Source organism: Achromobacter sp. T5-5 (assembly GCF_055397965.1).
Genome location: NZ_AP027919.1, coordinates 1,915,032 through 1,932,485 on the forward strand (window position 1 = coordinate 1,915,032; position 17,454 = coordinate 1,932,485).

General features: G+C 64.7%; 15 protein-coding genes. 4 read left to right on the plus strand and 11 right to left on the minus strand.

The genetic code is table 11. From position 1 onward, the window contains the following. Window positions 1–58: 58 nt before the first annotated feature. From ACZ50Q_RS08460 to fhuF, 3 genes are all read right to left on the minus strand, one after another. Complete coding sequence (locus ACZ50Q_RS08460) at window positions 59–1,363, minus strand: lysine N(6)-hydroxylase/L-ornithine N(5)-oxygenase family protein (RefSeq protein ID WP_464081176.1); 1,305 nt, start codon at window positions 1,361–1,363, stop codon at window positions 59–61. 8 nt (window positions 1,364–1,371) lie between these two features. Further along, complete coding sequence (locus tag ACZ50Q_RS08465; protein ID WP_464081177.1) at window positions 1,372–2,502, minus strand: GNAT family N-acetyltransferase; 1,131 nt, start codon at window positions 2,500–2,502, stop codon at window positions 1,372–1,374. 147 nt (window positions 2,503–2,649) lie between these two features. Continuing rightward, complete coding sequence (gene fhuF / locus ACZ50Q_RS08470) at window positions 2,650–3,408, minus strand: siderophore-iron reductase FhuF (RefSeq protein ID WP_464081178.1); 759 nt, start codon at window positions 3,406–3,408, stop codon at window positions 2,650–2,652. Window positions 3,409–3,547: 139 nt separating this feature from the next. Here fhuF and ACZ50Q_RS08475 point away from each other — a divergent pair, with 139 nt between their 5' ends. Then, on the plus strand, window positions 3,548–5,311 hold the full coding sequence (locus ACZ50Q_RS08475) for a cyclic peptide export ABC transporter (RefSeq protein WP_464081179.1): 1,764 nt from the start codon (window positions 3,548–3,550) through the stop codon (window positions 5,309–5,311). Window positions 5,312–5,395: 84 nt separating this feature from the next. Here the strand turns inward: ACZ50Q_RS08475 and ACZ50Q_RS08480 are convergent, their stop codons facing one another. After that, window positions 5,396–6,844, minus strand: a complete 1,449-nt coding sequence (locus ACZ50Q_RS08480; protein ID WP_464081180.1) for a DUF1254 domain-containing protein — start codon at window positions 6,842–6,844, stop codon at window positions 5,396–5,398. 527 nt (window positions 6,845–7,371) lie between these two features. On the opposite strand from ACZ50Q_RS08480, the gene ACZ50Q_RS08485 reads away from it, so the two are divergent. The 3 genes from ACZ50Q_RS08485 to ACZ50Q_RS08495 all read left to right on the plus strand — a co-directional run bounded on the left by ACZ50Q_RS08485 (window position 7,372) and on the right by ACZ50Q_RS08495 (window position 10,068). After that, a complete protein-coding gene (locus tag ACZ50Q_RS08485) occupies window positions 7,372–9,033 on the plus strand; it encodes an arylsulfatase (protein WP_464081181.1) in 1,662 nt (553 codons plus the stop codon). A gap of 76 nt (window positions 9,034–9,109) precedes the next feature. After that, a complete protein-coding gene (locus tag ACZ50Q_RS08490) occupies window positions 9,110–9,661 on the plus strand; it encodes an OmpA/MotB family protein (protein WP_464081182.1) in 552 nt (183 codons plus the stop codon). Window positions 9,662–9,777: 116 nt separating this feature from the next. Next, entirely contained in the window at window positions 9,778–10,068 is a 291-nt protein-coding gene (locus ACZ50Q_RS08495) for a hypothetical protein (RefSeq protein ID WP_092582690.1), read from the plus strand. 25 nt (window positions 10,069–10,093) lie between these two features. On the opposite strand, the gene ACZ50Q_RS08500 is transcribed toward ACZ50Q_RS08495, so the two are convergent. From ACZ50Q_RS08500 to ACZ50Q_RS08530, 7 genes are read right to left on the minus strand one after another with little or no spacing between them, the layout of a single operon-like run. Then, window positions 10,094–11,041 carry a 2-hydroxyacid dehydrogenase gene (locus ACZ50Q_RS08500; protein ID WP_464081183.1) on the minus strand — a complete coding sequence of 316 codons (948 nt, stop codon included), beginning with the start codon at window positions 11,039–11,041 and terminating at the stop codon, window positions 10,094–10,096. A gap of 17 nt (window positions 11,042–11,058) precedes the next feature. Beyond that, on the minus strand, window positions 11,059–11,757 hold the full coding sequence (locus ACZ50Q_RS08505) for a GntR family transcriptional regulator (protein WP_464081184.1): 699 nt from the start codon (window positions 11,755–11,757) through the stop codon (window positions 11,059–11,061). Window positions 11,758–11,762: 5 nt separating this feature from the next. Then, window positions 11,763–12,764, minus strand: coding sequence for a 5-oxoprolinase subunit C family protein (locus ACZ50Q_RS08510; protein WP_464081185.1), 1,002 nt, complete (start codon window positions 12,762–12,764; stop codon window positions 11,763–11,765). Beyond that, complete coding sequence (pxpB, locus tag ACZ50Q_RS08515) at window positions 12,761–13,528, minus strand: 5-oxoprolinase subunit PxpB (protein WP_464081186.1); 768 nt, start codon at window positions 13,526–13,528, stop codon at window positions 12,761–12,763. The genes ACZ50Q_RS08510 and pxpB overlap by 4 nt, the downstream gene beginning before the upstream one ends. Continuing rightward, window positions 13,525–14,556 carry an ABC transporter ATP-binding protein gene (locus ACZ50Q_RS08520; RefSeq protein WP_092582685.1) on the minus strand — a complete coding sequence of 344 codons (1,032 nt, stop codon included), beginning with the start codon at window positions 14,554–14,556 and terminating at the stop codon, window positions 13,525–13,527. The genes pxpB and ACZ50Q_RS08520 overlap by 4 nt, the downstream gene beginning before the upstream one ends. 1 nt (window position 14,557) lies before the next feature. After that, window positions 14,558–16,264, minus strand: a complete 1,707-nt coding sequence (locus ACZ50Q_RS08525) for an ABC transporter permease subunit (RefSeq protein WP_464081187.1) — start codon at window positions 16,262–16,264, stop codon at window positions 14,558–14,560. Between the two features lie 52 nt (window positions 16,265–16,316). Continuing rightward, window positions 16,317–17,366 (minus strand): ABC transporter substrate-binding protein, encoded by a 1,050-nt coding sequence (locus ACZ50Q_RS08530; protein WP_464081188.1) that lies wholly within the window; start codon window positions 17,364–17,366, stop codon window positions 16,317–16,319. Between the last annotated feature and the right edge of the window lie 88 nt (window positions 17,367–17,454).

Sequence of the window (17,454 nt, forward strand, 5' to 3'; positions counted from 1 at the left end):
CGAAAGGATCCGCGCGCAAGGCGGGCGCAGATCGGTGAATGGGCAAGACGAAGCCGGGTCAGCTCGCCAGCGCGGCGGGGCGTTGCCGTTGCGGTATTTCTCCCGCGGTGGTGGCGCCGCACGCGCACAAGGAATTGCCGATTTCCTGCGACCGGATGGCCAGGATGGACAGCAGGCTGTCGCTGATGCCGTGCGTGGCTTCGCTGCCGCCTTGCACATAGATGGCGGGCTTCAGCCGGGCGTCGGCGCGCAGGCGGTAATGGCGGTCGATCTCGTGGTCTTTCAGGTAGGACGCCAGCGGCGCTAGCAGCTGCTTGTGGTGATCGCGGACGTATCCGGTCGCCAGGATCACGGCGTCATACCTTACGGTTTCGCTGCGATGCGAGTCGCGGCTGGACAACGTCAGTGCAACGCCTTGCGCGTCGGCATCGACGGCATCGACCTGGCATCGGCGGCGCAGCTGGTGGCGCGCCTGGCGGGTGACCTGCTGCTGGTAGAACACGTTGTAGATGCGCTCGATCAGTTCGACGTCCGGCGCCGAATAGTTCGTATGCCAAGCGTCCGACAGCAGCCCCGCGCGTTCGGCGGGCGGCCGGTTGTAGATGTAGTCCGTATGCTCGGCGTTGAATATCTCATTCATGTAAGGGCTATCGTCGGACGGGCGCAACGCCCGTCCGCGCATCAGCAGATCGACCTGGGGCCGGTCGGGATGCTCGTGCAGGTTCATGAAGATCTCGGCGGCGCTCTGGCCCGCGCCCAGCACGGCGATCCGGCGGGGACGCGTGATCTTGCCGATGGCTGACAGGTACGAACTGGTGTGGAAAATGCGCGGCTCGTCACGCCAGGCCAGGAACGGTTCGGGAATGTTGGCCTTGCCGCCCACGCTCACGACCAGGTTGCGCGCCAGGCGCTCGCGAACCTTGCCTTGGGCATCGCGCGAGCGCACGCGCAGCAGCGGCACCGTGTCGCCGACGACCTCGGGCGCGACTTCGAATACGTCTTCGCCATAGGCGCAGCGGTCCGAGAAGTGACCGGCCGCCCAGGCCAGATAGTCGTTGAATTCGTGCCGGCTGGGAAAGAACGTCTTCAGGTTGATGAACTGCTGCAGGCGGCCCTGGCTGTGCAGGTAGTTCAGGAACGTGAATGGACTGGCCGGGTTGCGCAGGGTGACCAGATCCTTCAGGAACGAGATCTGCATGTGCGTGCCGTCCAGCATCATGTGCGGATGCCAGGCGAAGCACGACTGTTTCTCAAGGAACAGCGGCACCAGGCCCGAATCGCCGCCGTAACGTTCTTCCAGGGCGATGGCCAGGGCGATGTTGGACGGGCCGAAGCCGATGCCGATCAGATCGTGTACTTGCATGGACACCTTCACTGCGTCAGGGATTGGGCGGAGATGCGGCGCGCGTCACGCGTCTCGGGGTGCGCCAGCTTGCTGCCGTCCGGCGCGCGCGGCAGCCAGAACCGTTCACAGAAGAAGCGTTCACGCGACAGGGTGCCGAGCATGGCGCGCTTGTGCGGAAAGTCGAACTCTTTTTCCAGCGCATAGCCGCTCCGGGCCAGGTTGCGGATCATCCTGGCGTTGTCCGCGCGCGGCTCGATCACCAGGCGTTGGGTGCGCGGGTCATCCAGCAGCAGGTAGTGCGAAATCGAAGGTAGCCACGCGGGCACGAAGGCGGGGCCGCGGAAGGCGGCTTCGCCGATCAGCACATGCCAGCCACGGTCGAAGTCCGCCGCGTTGCAGAACGGGGCAATGCGGTCTTCGCGCGCCCAATAGGTTTCGAAATAGCCGAACGGCACGTTGTCCAGGCACGCGATGAGCGCAAGCGTATGCGGGTCGTCGGACTGCTTGCGTAGATAGGCGCGGTGCTTGTCCAGGTCGCCTTCCTCTTGCCAGAACTCGGCGACTACGGGGTCGTTCATCCAGCGGTTCAGCCGCACGGCGTCCAGTTCCTCGGTCGCTACCCGAAACGACAAGGTGGCCGAGAGCCATGGGATGGTCCGGCGGTAAACCACGCCCGTCGGCTTGGGGGGACGGCGGGGGTGGCGGCGCTCGCCGGTCATCACATAGTCCAGCGGATAGGGAGGCGGCGCGCCTCGCGGCAGCCACGACTCGGCAAGCTGCCAGAACATGCTGGCCTGCACGGTTTGCGTGCCGTGCCCGTCGGGGACCAGCAAGCCGGCCTCCTGCAGGGCGCGGGCATGCGGCAACGGCGCGCGCACGGACAGGTGTGTGGCCAGGGCTAGGTGGGAGAACGCCGCTTCAATGGCGGCCATCAGTTCGTTCGCGTCGGGATCGCCTGCGCAAGGTCCAAGCCATTCAAGAAGCGGCGGTTGCGCGTCCGCGCTGAGCTTCCAACGGGCGATCGCGCCGGAGGGCGGCAACTGCAGGGACAACGTCGAACCCGCCAGCGTGGCTTGCCGGACGGCGCCACCCTGGTGGCAAAGATACGCGCGGGCCGCATCGACCGCCGCCGCAACGCGTTCATGGTGTTGAGTCATCGGCACGAACCTTCGTCGGAATGATTGGCCGCAGGCGCCTGCCTTGCGGTCCTTGCTCTTATTTCTAGACGAATGAGAATCGGTGCTGTTTAGTTTGGATGGCGAAAGTTTCCGTTGAACGGGCCCGGCATTGCGGTCAAGGACGTATCAGGCGCCGCGCGCTTCCCGCGCGGGCCGATTGGGCATGGATAGGGGGCAAAGATCGCAATAGCCGTGGCCGGGCAGCATGTAGTACAGGCAGCAGCGGCGCAGCAATGCGTGCGCGCGTGGGCCTTGCGGCGTGTCGCGCAGCACTTCGCGCGGGGCGCGGTACATCGGGTTGGGCTGGCCGCGCCAGAGCTGCGAATCAAGCAGGAATGCGCGGTCTTGCGCCAGTTGCACGTTGCCCGGCATCGCCAGCGCCAACTGGGTCAACGTCAGGTCCAGATAGCGCGCCACGTTGCCCCAGGTGATCTTCGGGGCCAGGCGCGCGCACTGCGCCAGCCGCGACGCCAGCGGCTCCAGGTGTTCATGCAGCAGCGGCGCATAGCGTGAGTACGTGTCGGCGCCTGGCTGCGTCTGGCCGTCATTCGGAATCAGCACGCGCAACACCGCGCCGTTTCCATCGAATTGCAGCGTGACCTGGCGTGCCGCCGTGGGCAGGACGCGCTGCAACACGCTGGCCGCCGCCGTAACCGGCGGCAGCAGGCGCCAAAAATAGGTCAGTGTCCACACCGAGGCGACCGGGGCCAGCGCCGTCGCACTGAAGTGCCGCGCCTGGCGCGCCAGGATGCGTGGTAGCGCCTCGGCGTCGTCAAGCAACTGCGCCACCGTGGGTTGCCCGCAAGCGTTGTCGCCCGCCAGCGCCACCCCGTCACCATGCGCCGCCCACTCGCCGGGAAAGAGCGGCGCCAGTACCGGGATCATCGGCGTGTTCTCCGGGCGCGCGGCCGGTTATTGGCATTGCCGTCCAGGCGCGTGGGCGGTGATGCGGCGTGCAGGGCGTGGGTGCAGTCCATCACGTGCAGACGAATCAGCGGGGAAAAAATTTAGTCCAGCGACCAGCGTGGCATTGCGACGCCTAAACATCCGCCCGGCTGCTTCGTCTTCAGTAGTTGAGCGCAGGCATATACGTCAAGGAATTCGGTTGATTACCCATCTGATCAGGCACTCCAAAAAACTCCTGGCGCTTGCTTCGTTTACCTGCGTGTGCGCGGGCCTCTTAAGTGTGCTGCTGGTCATGCAGATCAACATCGCCCTGACGGCGGATGCCGCCGACCGTCCGCGACAGGCCTGGATCTTTGCGTTGACGGCCGTGCTGGCGATGCTGGCGCGGATGGGATCCGCGCTGCTGTTCGAACGGCTCAGCCAGCAAACGCACGCAGACTTGCGGCGCTACATTACGGACCGCGCGATGCAGGCGGACTTCGCGCATCTGGAACGGGTGGGCGCCGACCGCATCCAATCCGCGCTGACCGAGCACAGCGCGAACATCGCCCAGTATTTCGTCAGCCTGCCCGCCATCCTGAACAACGCCGTCGTCGTGACGGGCTGCCTGGTGTACATGGCCTTCCTGTCGTGGAAGGTGTTTCTGGTGGCGGTGCTGGTGGTCGGCCTGGGGTCGCTGGGCTATCACTTGGCGCATTTGCGCGCCATCAAGCATCTGGACGTCGCGGCGCGCGAACAGGATCGGCTGTTTGGCTACTTTCGGGCGGTCAGCGCAGGGGCCAAGGAGCTGCGGCTGAACCGCGGCAAGCGCTCGGCCTTCCTGGCGGACATGCTTCATCGTTCGATCGAGGCGGTGCGGCGCGCCCGGACGCGCGGCATGTCCATCTTCGTCGTGTCCGCCAGCTGGAGCAATTTCCTGGTATATGCGTTCATCGGACTGGTGCTGTTCGGACTGGCCGGCAACCAGCCGGGCCAGGAACGTGTGATGACGGGCTTTGCGCTGCTGTTTCTGTACATGGTGGCGCCGCTTGAGGCACTGCTGCTGAACATTCCGCGCGCCAACCTGGCGAAGGTGTCCGCCCGCCGTATCCACGACATCGTGGGGGGCATGGTGGCGTCGGAGCCCGCCGCAGGCGAACTTATGCCAGCCGTCGCGTCGCCCCGCATTTCGCTACGCGAGGTCACGCATAGCTACTACCACGAGCAAAGCGACTACATCTTCCAGTTGGGGCCTATCAATCTGTCGTTCGAACCGGGTGAGATCGTGTTTCTGGTGGGAGGCAACGGCAGCGGCAAGACGACGTTGGCTAAGCTGCTGGTCGGGCTGTACCGGCCGGAATCCGGCGAGGTGACGTTGGATGGCGAGCCGGTCGGAGACCACAACCGCGACCAGTACCGGCAGGTGTTCTCGGCGATCTTCGCGGACTTCCACCTTTTTGACCGGCTGCTGGAAAGTGGGCGTGACGATGTCGATGCGGTAGGCAACCGATGGCTTGAGCGGTTGCATCTGCAACACAAGGTGCAGGTGTGCGACGGCGCATTCAGCACCAGCGCATTGTCGCAAGGGCAGCGAAAGCGCCTGGCGCTGGTAGCGGCCTACCTGGAAGACCGGCCCTTCATGGTGTTCGACGAATGGGCGGCGGATCAGGATCCGCTGTTCAAGGACGTGTTCTACCGCGAGTTGCTGCCGGAGCTTCGCAACCGTGGAAAGACGGTGCTGGTCATCTCGCACGACGACCGCTATTTCCCCTTGGCCGATCGCGTCGTGTGCATGGAAAGCGGCCGACTGGTATCGGGCGCGCCGCCGAACCATCCCGTTACGCCGCAGCCTCCTTCTCGCAGGCCGGCGAGCCAACCGAATAGTGAGCTAAGCAACGTATAGAAGCCCAAATCTCGACGACCGCTCTGCACGGTCTCAGGGGAAATGGGTAGCGTTGCTGCTCACATCTTTATCGCCCACGTTGCCTTACGTGGATGAAACCGCACGCTTCAACCCAGGCGGCTGCCACGTGCCTTCTCCAACCGGCAGGATCGAAGGCGGCGTCGTTTTTGGCCAATAGAGCCGCATCACCAGATAAACGGGTCCGTTCGGCGCCGGCAGCCAATTGGCCTGGTTGTCGCCGGCAGGGCTCTTGTTCTGGATGTAGATGGTCAGCGACCCGTCCGCATTGGTCTTCATGGCGGGAACCATGGGTGAATTGATCAGGTAGCGATTGATCGGGTTCTGAATCAGCAGTTGAGACTTGCCGTCATACATCGTCAGGGACCAGAACGAATTGACCGGGGGCAGATCTCCAGCGGGAAACGTCAGCGTGTAATCGTGTTTGCTGCAGTCGATTTCCTGCCCGTCGACATCCACGCGAGTAAAAGGATAAGTCGCCTCTTCCGGATCATTGCCATAAATGCCCGCTTGAGCCGCGACGGCGCGCTTCAGCCAATCGCCCGCGTAGTGGGCGCTATCGCCCGGCAGGCCGCTTACCCGCCAGCCATTGATGGCCTTTCCTGTATGGGCAACGGCTTCGTCAACCTTGCGCTGGCCTTCTTTCATGCCAAGCGCGATCTCCAGCTTTTTTTCCGGCGGCAAATCCCTGAAATGGAATGTCTTCCCGGGTCCGATGCCGATTCGCGCAAGCTGCGCGCGGATTTCCATCTCGTTCGGTTGAGGAGGCGCGAACTGCAGCGCAAAATCCAGAAATTCGAAGAACTCGGTTTTGGCAAGCGCCTTGTCGATCTTGGGGAAGCTGACCGGTGTGGCGCGGGGCGGCGGTTGGTTCAGGTAGGTCGATAGCATCTGCACCTTGTATCCAGCCTGCACCTTCCTGATGTTGTCCAGATCGGCCGGCCCGAAAAGTTGGGTGCGGTAGCCCGCCAGAGAGAACTGGGTGCTGGAACGGAATACCTGCTTGATGCCTGCCGGCGTGCTGCCGGTCCAGTCGGGACCGACGACGAGGTAGTCACCGGCCTCGTTCCCGGTAGCGCGGGTGCCAATATAGCCATAGTTGTAGGTATTGCCGTCGCACAGCATGACCGAGTAGTAGCGGTTCGCGTCAACCGCCGGCACCGACAGCACCACCGGTTCCGCTCGCAGATCCATCCAGACAAAGGAATAGGGCGTGTCGCTGTTTGGCGTGACGATCGCCGTGTCTTTGTAGGTGAAGACATTGGGCTCGTTCTTGATCTGATTGAAAGGCGCCTTGAACTGCCCCGAATCGCGATCCACCGCGTATTCATACATGACCGCATAGTTCATCACGATAGGCAGGCCATAGATGAACCCCGCCTCGGCAATGTCCTTCGCTTCAAAGAAGCGCGGATCGTTTGCCCTGCTTTGCGCTTGGCCAGAAGGGGAAAAAATCGTCGCACCAGTCAGCGCGGCAAGTGCGCTTGAGCCTAGAAAATCCCGCCTTGTGGTCATTGAACGCCTCATGAGATAGGGCGAGCTACCTGTAAGGCTCGCCATGGATTGAAGGTTGGCCGATCATCACGTTGCGCAATTGAACGAGGGGCGACTGGGGTAGCCATCGCATCATGTGCCTGATGTCAGCTCGCCCAGATGCTTCGCCATTTGCCCGCGGCGTCTCCCCCGCGGTTTGCAAACGTGGCAACCAAGCTAAGGCTCAAATCCTGTGGGCTGCCATACTCAATTTGCAGTACGCCGAATTCCGCACGCCCCATCCGGCATCGCTGGCCATCGTTCGCATACCTCGAATGACCGCACAGTGCAGAGGCTCCGGTCACGGTGAACCAGTCGCGCGAAAAATCCTTTGGGCGTCGGAAATTTCCGTTGACATGATCAGAGCGACGATGAACAGTACTAACGATCGAGTCCTCGGACGCCACGTCTGCACGGGCTTGTGTCTCCCCCCAGTGCGTAGGCCAATGTGAACCGCGCGGTATGCAGATTCGTGCGGTTGATTTAACTCTCATACAGCGGAGTTGAAGATGGCGACTAAGCGAACTCTCACATGCGGCGCCGCGGTTCTTTTCCTGGCTGGCGCGGCAATCTGCGCACCGGCTGCCGCGCAGGACCAGCGCAAACCCAACATCATCCTGCTCGTGTCCGACGACACCGGCCTGGGCGATCTCGGCCCCTATGGCGGAGGCATCGGGCGCGGCATGCCCACGCCCAACATCGACCGGCTGTCGAGCGAAGGCATGACCTTCTTCTCGTTTTACGCGCAACCGAGCTGCACGCCCGGCCGCGCCGCAATGCAGACCGGGCGCATTCCCAACCGCAGCGGCATGACCACCGTGGCTTTCCAAGGCCAGGGCGGCGGCTTGCCCGCTGCGGAATGGACGCTCGGCTCGGTGCTGAAGACGGCCGGCTACAAGACGTTCTTCACGGGCAAATGGCACCTGGGTGAAGCGGACTACGCCCTGCCCAATGCCCAGGGCTACGACGAAATGAAGTACGCGGGCCTGTATCACCTGAATGCCTACACCTACGCGGATCCGACGTGGTTCCCGGACATGCCTGCCGACGTCCGCGAAATGTTCCAGCGGGTCACAAAGGGGGCGTTGTCCGGCAACGCGGGTGAAAAGCCGCGCGAGGAATTCAAGATCAACGGCCAGTACGTCGATACGCCGGTGGTGAACGGCCGCGAAGGCGTCGTCGGCATTCCGTTCTTCGACCGCTACGTCGAAAAGGCGTCGCTCGACTACCTGGAGCGCAACGCGAAGTCGGAGCAGCCGTTCTTCATGAGCATCAACTTCATGAAGGTGCACCAGCCCAACATGCCGGATCCGGACTACATCCACAAGTCCCTGTCCAAGAGCAAATATGCGGATTCGGTCGTGGAGCTGGATGCACGCATCGGGCGCATCATGGACAAGATTCGTGAGTTGGGCCTGGATAAGAACACGCTGGTGTTTTACACGACGGACAACGGCGCCTGGCAGGACGTCTACCCCGACGCGGGCTACACGCCTCTGCGCGGCACCAAGGGCACCGTGCGCGAAGGCGGCAACAGGGTGCCGGCGATCGCGTGGATGCCGGGCAAGATCGCGGCCGGCGCCAAGGATCACAGCCTGGTTGGCGGCCTGGACCTGATGGCGACATTCGCGGCCTTGGCTGGGGTGAAGCTGCCCGTGAACGATCGCGAAAACAAGCCCATCATCTTTGACAGCTACGACATGTCGCCTGTTCTGTTCGGCACCGGGAAGTGCGATCGCAAGTCCTGGTTCTATTTCACCGAGAACGAGCTGTCGCCCGGAGCGGTGCGCGTCGCAAATTACAAGGCCGTGTTCAATCTGCGCGGTGACGATGGCGCGGTGACCGGCGGACTGGCGGTGGACACGAACCTGGGCTGGAAGGGGCCGGAGTCCTATGTCGCGACCGTGCCGCAGGTATTCGACCTGTGGGCCGATCCGCAGGAGCGCTATGACATCTTCATGAGCAACGTCACCGAGCGGACCTGGACGATGGTCATGGTCAACGATGCCGTCGCTCCGCTGATGAAGACCTACATCGACTACCCGCCCCGCAAGATGCAGAGCGAAGGCTATGACGGGCCGCTGACGTTGTCCGCATATGAGCGGTTCCAGTACATCCGGGAAAGCCTGGCCAAGGACGGCTTCAAGCTTTCATTGCCGACCGGCAACTGATGTCCGCATTCCTGGGCATTGCACCGGCAGAGGGGGCTGGCCCTTCTGCCGGATTTCAACCTGACGGAGAATCGACATGAAGCTACCCCATTTGGCTTTGATGCTGTGCACGATGCTGGTGGTCTCGGGATGCGTAACAAAGAGCACCTACGACAAAGAAGCGCAACTGGCGGCGGAGTACGAGGCCCTGAACCAGAAGCTCTCGACGGAGTTGAGTGCCGATCAGGTGCAGATTTCGCGAATGCAGAATGAGCTGAAAGTCACGATGGTGAACGAGATCCTGTTCCCGGAAGGCGGGTGGCGACTCAGTGCAAAGGGCGAACAGACGCTCACCAAGATTGCGCCCACGCTGTCCAACCTGCCAGGTCAACAGGTGGTCGTCCAAGGCTTCACCGACAACGAACCCATCGGTCCGGAACTGCGGTCGCGGTTCCCCTCCAACCTGGAGCTGTCCTCGGCGCGCGCCGACGAAGTGGCTCGCTATTTGATTTCCAAGGGAGTCCCGTCCAACTCGATCTCGGCACAGGGCTTTGGCGAAGCGCGGCCGGTGGCCAGCAATGCGTCACCCGAAGGACGAGCCAAGAATCGCCGCGTGGAAATCGTCATTGCCGCGGCGGGCCGGCCGTGATGCGGGGAGAAGCTACTTTGGAGTAGCCGGATCCCAACGACGTTTCGGGGGGCATTGTGGCGGCCGATACTGAGCAACGTAAAATGTCAGGCTTTTAGCCACCACATGCTTTCCTTATGAACCTTGACCGACTGCGTCGCGAATTTCCCGACTACGACGTTACAACCCTGCCTACCCTCCCCGAAGGGTACTTCGACTCGTCGAGTTACATCGATGCAGCGCCTTCGTTCGAGAACAAGGAACGCGGTTTGAAGGTGTTTATCGACTACGCCAACTATGCCGACCGCGAATCCGGCAGAAGCCAGCGCTTCTGTGTTTCCCGCTATGACGAGGAAGAGGGCGACTATGAGGACGTCGCCCTGTCGACGAACGATTGGGCCGAAGTCACGCGCTTCCTGACCGCGTGAAATCCCTCGCGGGGAAAATACTGCCTCACAGCGGCGTCATCAGCGGCTCGCCCGCATACAGGCGTCGCGCATTTTCCAGGAACTTATCCACCATCAGTTGCATGGCTTCGGGCGACCAGCCGGCAATGTGGGGGGTCAGCACCAAGTTGGTCAAGTCGGCCAGCGCTGCTGGTAACACGGGTTCGCCTTCATAAACGTCCAGGGCCGCGCCGGCGATGGTTCGCTGGCGTAGGGCGAGCTCCAAGGCAACGGTGTCCACGACACTGCCGCGCGCGATGTTGATCAGGTAGCCGTTGGCGCCAAGCTGGTCCAGGACGGCCCCATCGATCAGATGGTGGGTTGAATCCCCGCCGGGGATGGCGACGAGCAGCACGTCGGACCACCCGGCCAGTTCGCTCACGGACGAAAAGTAGCGGTGCGGTGATCCCGGGCGCGGACGGCGGTTGTGGTAGCCGATCTGCATCTCGAACGCCTGCGCGCGCAGCGCCACTTTTTCGCCGATGCCGCCCAGGCCGATGATGCCCAGCTTCTTTCCGGACACGTTGGGCGGCAGGGGCAGCTGGGTCCGCCAGACGCCTTGCCGCGTAAGCTGGTCCAGGCGGGGAATGCCGCGGATGACGGCAATCATCAGGCCCATGGCGTGGTCGGCGACACAGCTGTCGTTGGTGCCCGCGCCGTTGGCGACCTTGACGCCGCGCCGCCTGGCGTGGTCCAGGTCGATCTTTTCATAGCCGGCGCCCATCGAGTAAATCAGCTTCAGGTTGGGCAGCGCGTCGATCTGGCCTGCAGTCAGGCCGATGGCGCCGATGGTCATGACCACGTCGACGCGCGGTGCGTGCTCGGCGACGGCTTGCGCATACTGTTCCGGCGTCGGGGCGAAGATGACTTCGAAGTGGCGGGCGATCTGGTCCCGGTCGGCCTGCGTGACCGGGTTCATGATGATGAGCAGAGGCTTGGGGGTGGGGAATGACATGCGGATAAAGGAATCGGTTAAATCTGGGTGTGCCGGGCGACCAGGCCAACGCGCACGTTGCTCAGGTGCGCCTGCATCGCCGCGCGCGCGGCCTCGGGGTTGCGGTCCAGGATCGCCTGCAGGACGGCCATGTGCTCGTCGCAGCCGGGAATCAGCCGTTCGGGCGCGCCGTTCTGGTCGAAGCAGCGGGCCTTGATGCGCAGGTCGTGGATGGTCTGCGCCATCAGCCGGTTGCCGCTGGCCTGGGCGATGCTGTCGTGCAGCAGGTTGTCGACCCGATGGTTCTCTTCATGGGTGGCCTCATTGCGGCGCCGGATCTCGCTGACCTGCTCCAGGAGGGCCGCGGCCTGCTCCGGCGCCATGCGGGTGGCGGCGGCCGCGGCGGCGTCGCCTTCCAGCAGCACGCGCATCTGGAAGATCTCCAGGTACTGGCGCAGCGAGGGTTCAGGAACGATGAGCTGCCCGCGCGCGGTGCGCACGGCGAAGCCGGCGCCGATCAGCCGGCTCATCGCCTCGCGCAGCGGAGTGCGCGACACGCCCAGCGCGCTGGCCAGGTTGCGTTCCTGCAGCGGCTGGTTGATGGGCAATTGGCCCAGCTGGATCATGTCCAGCATGGTCGAGTAGGCCTCGTCGACCAGGTCGCGCGAGTCGTCGGCGGCGGGGGCGGCGGCCGTGTTGTTGAGCAGGGGGCTTTCCATGGCATGAATGATAGACATAGGAATCATGGAAACAATAGGGGGAAGATGGGAAAGTTCGGGTCGGCGCGCAGTTCGTCTTCGCGGGCGTGGACCCATTCCGTGTAGTCGCGCCAGCGCTGCACGGCCTGGGCCGGGTCCAGGGCTTCGAACCGCAGCGGCTGGCCCGGGCGCATCTGGGCAAGACGAGGCAGGTCGGCCGAGATGACGGTGGCGATCTTGGGGTAGCCGCCGGTGGTCTGGCGGTCGTTCATGGCAATGAGGGGCTGTCCCGCGCCCGGGATCTGGATGCTGCCCGCGGCGATGGGGTCGGTGATGATGTCGGCGCCCCGGGCGTGCGCGATGGCCGGCCCGTCCAGGCGCAGGCCCATGCGGTCCGACTGCGGCGCCAGGCGATAGGTGGCGCCGAGAAAACGGCCGATCTCGGCGGGCGCGAAGTGATCCTGCTGCGGACCGAGGATGACGCCGATGGGTGCGTCCCGATAGAACCAGCCGGTGTCGCGGCTGGCCAGCCAGCGACGCGGCGAACGGCGCCGGCCGTCGCCGATGGCAAGCACGTCGCCGCGCGCCAGCGCACGGCCCTCCAGGCCGCCGAGCCGGGCACGCGTCAGGGTGGACGCGCTGCCCAGCACGGGCGCGACGGCGATGCCGCCGCCGACGGCCAAATACCCGCGTACGCCGCGTTCCAGCGGTCCGATCGTCAAGGTGGCGCCCGCCGGTACGCGGTGGGATTGCCACGGACTCAGTGCCCGCGCGGGCGAGGCGGCCGTGGCGCTGGCGTGCAGCAAGGCGCTGCCGGCGAAGGCGATGGTGCAGTCCGCCTCCAGCACCTGCAATGCGCCGCCCAGCAGGGTGAATTCCAGCGCGGCCAGGCCGGGCGCGTTGCCGACGAGTCCATTGGCCATGCGCAGCGCGCCGGGGTCCATGGCGCCTGACGGCGGCACGCCCATGTGTTCATAGCCCGGGCGGCCCAGGTCCTGCACCGTGGTCAGCATGCCGGCCTTCTCGACGCGCAGGCGCGCACTCATGGGCCGACTCCCGTCAGCGGTTGCGGTCGACGGGCGGGGTCGTCCTGCAAGGCGGCAAGGCGTTCGAACTCGTCTTCATCGATGGGGGTGAACACGATCTCGTCGCCGGCCTCGAACAGAAAGGGATCCGCGTGGCGCAGATCGAAGCTGCGCCAGGGCGTGCGGCCGATCAGGTGCCAGCCGCTGGGTCCCGGCACCGAGGCGATGGCCGTCTGCTGGCCGCCGATGTTGATGCTGCCGGCGGGCGTGTGCGCGCGCGGCATGGCGCGGCGGGGCGTGTGCAGCGCAGGATCCAGGCCGCCCAGATACGCAAAGCCCGGCAGGAATCCCACCATGTAGACCCGGTAGACCGGCGCGGTGTGCCGGGCGATGACATGCGCGGGATCAAGCCCATGCTGATCCGCCAGCGCCTGCAGGTCGATGCCGTGGGCGCCGCCGTAGCAGACCGGGACTTCCCAGCGGCGCGGCGCGGGCGCAGTCGCGACGGCGCTGGCTTGCAGGCTGCGGCCGATCAGCTCGCAAACGGCGTCGTGCCCGATCAGCAATGGATCGAAGCCCACCGCGAGCGAGCGGTACGCCGGCACCACGCTCTGGAGTCCGCGGACCTTGCGCAGGCTGCCTCGCAACGCTTGCGACAGCGCGAGCACGCGCGCGTTGGTCTCGGCGTCGATGCGGTCGGGAAATTCGACCAGCAGCGTGCGATCGCCCGCCGCCACGATGCGCGGCGCGGCATGGCCGCAAGAAATTGGCGCGTCGGCTGTCATGCTGCGTTGGCGAATTCCATGGCGTCGGCCGGATGAAAGCCCCATGTGACCGTCTGTCCGGGCGTGCGCTGGGCCGAGTCTACATCCAGCGGCGCGTAGGCCAGGATCACCTTGTCGAAGGCTTCGATGAAGACTTTCCAGTGCACGCCGCAGAACGTCGACGCGACGACCTTGCCCGCGTGGCGCAGATCGGCGCCGGCCAGGCGGCTGCCCAGGCGCAGGTGTTCGGGGCGCACGCCCAGCACGCCGTCGTTGGCGGGCAGGAAATTGCATTCGCCCAGAAAGCCGGCGACGAAGGCGCTGGCGGGCTTGCGGTACAGGCTTTCCGGCGAGCCGGCCTCGACGATGCGGCCCTGTTCCAGGATGACGATGCGGTCCGACAGGTTCATGGCTTCTTCCTGGTCATGCGTGACGAAGACCACGGTCAGCCCCAGTTCCTGGTGCAGCCGGCGCAGTTGCAGCTGAATGGACTGCCGCAGGTTCTTGTCCAGCGCGCCCAGCGGCTCGTCCATCAGCAGGATGTCGGGCGTGAACACCAGGGCGCGCGCCAGCGCGACACGCTGCTGCTGGCCGCCGGACAGCGCGCCGGGCTTGCGGTCCTGCAGCGGCGCCAGGCTCACCAGGTCCAGCGCATCCATTACGCGGCGGCGGATGTCCTCTTCGTTCTGGCGCCGCATGCGCAGCGCGAACGCGACGTTCTCGAACACGCTCATGTGCGGGAACAGGGCGTAGTTCTGGAACACCATGCCGATGTTGCGGTCCGCGATCGGGGTATGCGTGACGTCGCGCCCGCCGATCTTCACCATGCCGGCGTCCGGCGATTCGAAGCCGGCGATGATCTTGAGCAGCGTGGTCTTGCCGGAGCCGGACGCGCCCAGCAGCGTGCAGAACTCGCCGCGCGCCACGGTCAGGTCGACGTCGGGCAGCGCAATCGAATCGCCGTATCGCTTGTGGATGCCGGCAAGCGTCAGTTCCTTGCCCTGGCGTTCCGGCGGGCGTTGCGGGAGGATGTCGTTGGCGATATGCATGTCAGTGTTCCTTCTTCCTGCTGATCAGCAGGTTTGCAAGCAGGATCAGCGCCGTCGCCCCGACCAGCAGGCAGGAGGCGGAGATCACGGTGGGATCGAAGTCGTTGGCCAGGCCCTCGAACATCAGCTTGGGCAGGGTGCGGTTACGGATGGTGGTCAGGAACAGCGCCATGACCACGTCGTCGAACGAGCTGACGAAGGCAAAGACGGCGCCGCCGATCAGGCTGGGGATCAGGGCCGGCAGCATGACCAGCCTGAACATCGTCGGCCAGGAAGCGCCCATGCTCAGCGCGGCCAGCTCCAGGCTGGGGTCCAGGCTGCGCAGCGCCGCCCGCATGGTGATGTAGACGTAGGGTGCGGCCAGCACCGTGTGGCCCAGGATGACCGCCATGGAATTGGCGACCCAGCCGATGGGCGCGAACAGGTAGTACAGCGCGACCGCCGTGACGATGGCCGGCACCGACATCGGGACGATGAAGAAGGCGTCCCGCCAGCCCTGGTGGCGCTTTGCCAGCCGGCTGACGCCCAGCGCGGCGGCGGTGCCCAAAACCGTGGCCAGCAGCGTCACCACGATGGCAATCCGCGTACTGGAGGCCAGCGCGGCCAGCCATTTGCCGTCGGTGAAGAAGTTCTCGTACCAGCGCAGCCCGTAGCTGGGCGGCGGGAAGATGGGAAACTCCGTGGTGCCGAAGCTCATCGGAATGACCACGACGATGGGCAGCAGCAGGAACAGCGCGCACGCCACGCCCAGCATGACCGACACCCGGCCGCCCGGCGTGCGGCGATACCCGCTGGTGTTGCTGCCTTTGCCCGAACTGGCGCTGATCAGGCTGTTCAGGCCGAACAGCCGGTTGAACAGCCACAGCGACAGCAGCACGGTGGCCAGCAACACACCGGCCAGCGCCGAGGCCAATCCCCAGTTCAGCTCTTCGGTGATGTTGTGCGAAATGAGTTCGGCGGCCATGCGCTGGGCGGGACCGCCCATCAGCGACGGGGTGATGTAGTAGCCCACCGCGTTCATGAAGACAATGATGCCGCCGGCGACCGCGCCCGGACTGGTCAGCGGCAGGATGACCCTGCTGAAAATGCCCGCAGACCCCGCGCCCAGGCCTTGCGCGGCCTGCACCAGGCTGCCGTCCAGGGACCGGAACGACGCATACAGCGGCAGCACGACAAAGGGCATCAGCACGTGCGTCATGCCCACCATCACGCCGGTGAAGTTGTAGAGGAACGCCATGGGTTGGTCGAGGATGCCCACGGTCGTCAGCAGGGTGTTCAACGGCCCGTTCTTGCCCAGCAGCGCGATCCAGGCCGACGTGCGCACCAGCGCGCTGGACCAGAAGGGCAGCAGCACCGCGAAGAACACCACGCGCGCCACGGTCGGCGATACGGTCGCCATCAGGTAGGCGAGCGGATAGCTCAACACCACGCAGGCCACCGTGACGGCGGCGGCAATGGTGAAGGTGTTGACCAGCACGATGCGGTAGATCGGCGTGTCCAGCAGGTGGCGGTAATGGGCCAGCGTCAGGCCGCCGTCCTCGCCCTTGAAGCCGTTGCCCAGCAAACCCGCGATCGGGCCGGCGAAAAACAGCAGCAGGAACAGCAGCAGCGGCAATGCGGCAAGGGCCGCGACGCGGCCGCGCCGGGAAGCGGCGGCCGGGCGCACGCTGGCGACGGGCAGGGTAAGGGCGTCGGTGCTCGTGGTCATGGCATTGGGGCGCCGGCGCGTGCGCCGGCGTCTGAGTAAGGAAGCAGGAGGATCAGCGGGCGCGGACCTGGTTGTAGCGCTCGGTGATGGCGGGGCCGTGGGTGTCCCAGAACTCCGAGTTCAGGAAGATGCTGTTCTTCAGGCGCTCGGTGGTCGAAGGCAGGCGCTCCAGCCGCTTGGCGTCGATCAGGGGCAGGGCCTGCTCGGTGGTCGGGCCGTAGGCGATGTATTTGCTGAATTCGGCCTGATGCTTGGGCTGGATCATGTAGTTCAGCAGCTTGATGGCCGCGTCGCGGTTGGGCGAGCCCTTCACGATGGCGAAGTACCCGACCTGGGCGATGCTGTCGCCCCAGCCCATGGCGATGGGCAGGCCCGAGTCGATGCCGGCCTGGAAGCGGCCGTTCCAGCCCAGCGCCATCACGACTTCGCTGCTTCCCAGCGCGTTGACGGGTTCGGCGCCGCTCTTCCACCAGCGGGCGACGTGGGGCTTGATCTCTTCGATCTTCTTGAAGGCGCGGTCAAGGCCTTCGGGCGTGGCCAGCACCTTGTACACATCGGCGGGCGCGACGCCGTCGGCGATGAGCGCCGCTTCGATCACCGTGGCGGGATCGTCCTGGAGGGTCCGCTTGCCGGGGAATTTCTTCACGTCCCAGAAGTCGGCGAAGGTGCTGGGCTGCGGCTTGCCGGCGGGGAAGGCCTGGGTCGAGAAGCCGATGTTGGTCGAGAAGATCTCCGACGGCACACCATAGTCATTGCGGGCATTGGGGATCACGTGGTCCTGGTTGACCATGTCCGGCGTGATCTTCTCGAAGACGCCCAGCTTGATGCCACGCGTCAGGCGGGCGCTGTTCTCGGTCACCACATCCCACGTGACCGACTTGGTGTCGATCATGGCGCGGATCTTGGCCACCTGCGGATCGGTGTCTTCGTGGACGGTGATGCCGGCTTCCTTGGAAAAGGGCTTGAGCCAGGCGTCGCGGATCGCGCCCTGGTAGTTGCCGCCCCAGCTGGCGAAATTGAGTTCTGCCGCTTGCGCCACGCCAGTCGCCATCGCCAATGCTGCGGCCACGGCGCATGTGGCGTTCTTCCATTTGAAATTCATTGCTTGGACTCCGTTCAATAAAAAACGCGGTGGGCAGACCTGCCCCGATCCTGGGCATATCGCCTCAGCAAGTCCTTGGCATGCAAAT

Excerpts from the sequence above, each read along its gene's own strand:
- ACZ50Q_RS08460 (WP_464081176.1), bottom strand. The coding sequence starts at position 1,363 with ATGCAAGTACACGATCTGATCGGCATCGGCTTCGGCCCGTCCAACATC.
- ACZ50Q_RS08465 (WP_464081177.1), bottom strand. The coding sequence starts at position 2,502 with ATGACTCAACACCATGAACGCGTTGCGGCGGCGGTCGATGCGGCCCGC.
- fhuF (WP_464081178.1), bottom strand. The coding sequence starts at position 3,408 with ATGATCCCGGTACTGGCGCCGCTCTTTCCCGGCGAGTGGGCGGCGCAT.
- ACZ50Q_RS08480 (WP_464081180.1), bottom strand. The coding sequence starts at position 6,844 with ATGACCACAAGGCGGGATTTTCTAGGCTCAAGCGCACTTGCCGCGCTG.
- ACZ50Q_RS08485 (WP_464081181.1), top strand. The coding sequence starts at position 7,372 with ATGGCGACTAAGCGAACTCTCACATGCGGCGCCGCGGTTCTTTTCCTG.
- ACZ50Q_RS08490 (WP_464081182.1), top strand. The coding sequence starts at position 9,110 with ATGAAGCTACCCCATTTGGCTTTGATGCTGTGCACGATGCTGGTGGTC.
- ACZ50Q_RS08495 (WP_092582690.1), top strand. The coding sequence starts at position 9,778 with ATGAACCTTGACCGACTGCGTCGCGAATTTCCCGACTACGACGTTACA.
- ACZ50Q_RS08500 (WP_464081183.1), bottom strand. The coding sequence starts at position 11,041 with ATGTCATTCCCCACCCCCAAGCCTCTGCTCATCATCATGAACCCGGTC.
- ACZ50Q_RS08505 (WP_464081184.1), bottom strand. The coding sequence starts at position 11,757 with ATGTCTATCATTCATGCCATGGAAAGCCCCCTGCTCAACAACACGGCC.
- ACZ50Q_RS08510 (WP_464081185.1), bottom strand. The coding sequence starts at position 12,764 with ATGAGTGCGCGCCTGCGCGTCGAGAAGGCCGGCATGCTGACCACGGTG.
- pxpB (WP_464081186.1), bottom strand. The coding sequence starts at position 13,528 with ATGACAGCCGACGCGCCAATTTCTTGCGGCCATGCCGCGCCGCGCATC.
- ACZ50Q_RS08520 (WP_092582685.1), bottom strand. The coding sequence starts at position 14,556 with ATGCATATCGCCAACGACATCCTCCCGCAACGCCCGCCGGAACGCCAG.
- ACZ50Q_RS08525 (WP_464081187.1), bottom strand. The coding sequence starts at position 16,264 with ATGACCACGAGCACCGACGCCCTTACCCTGCCCGTCGCCAGCGTGCGC.
- ACZ50Q_RS08530 (WP_464081188.1), bottom strand. The coding sequence starts at position 17,366 with ATGAATTTCAAATGGAAGAACGCCACATGCGCCGTGGCCGCAGCATTG.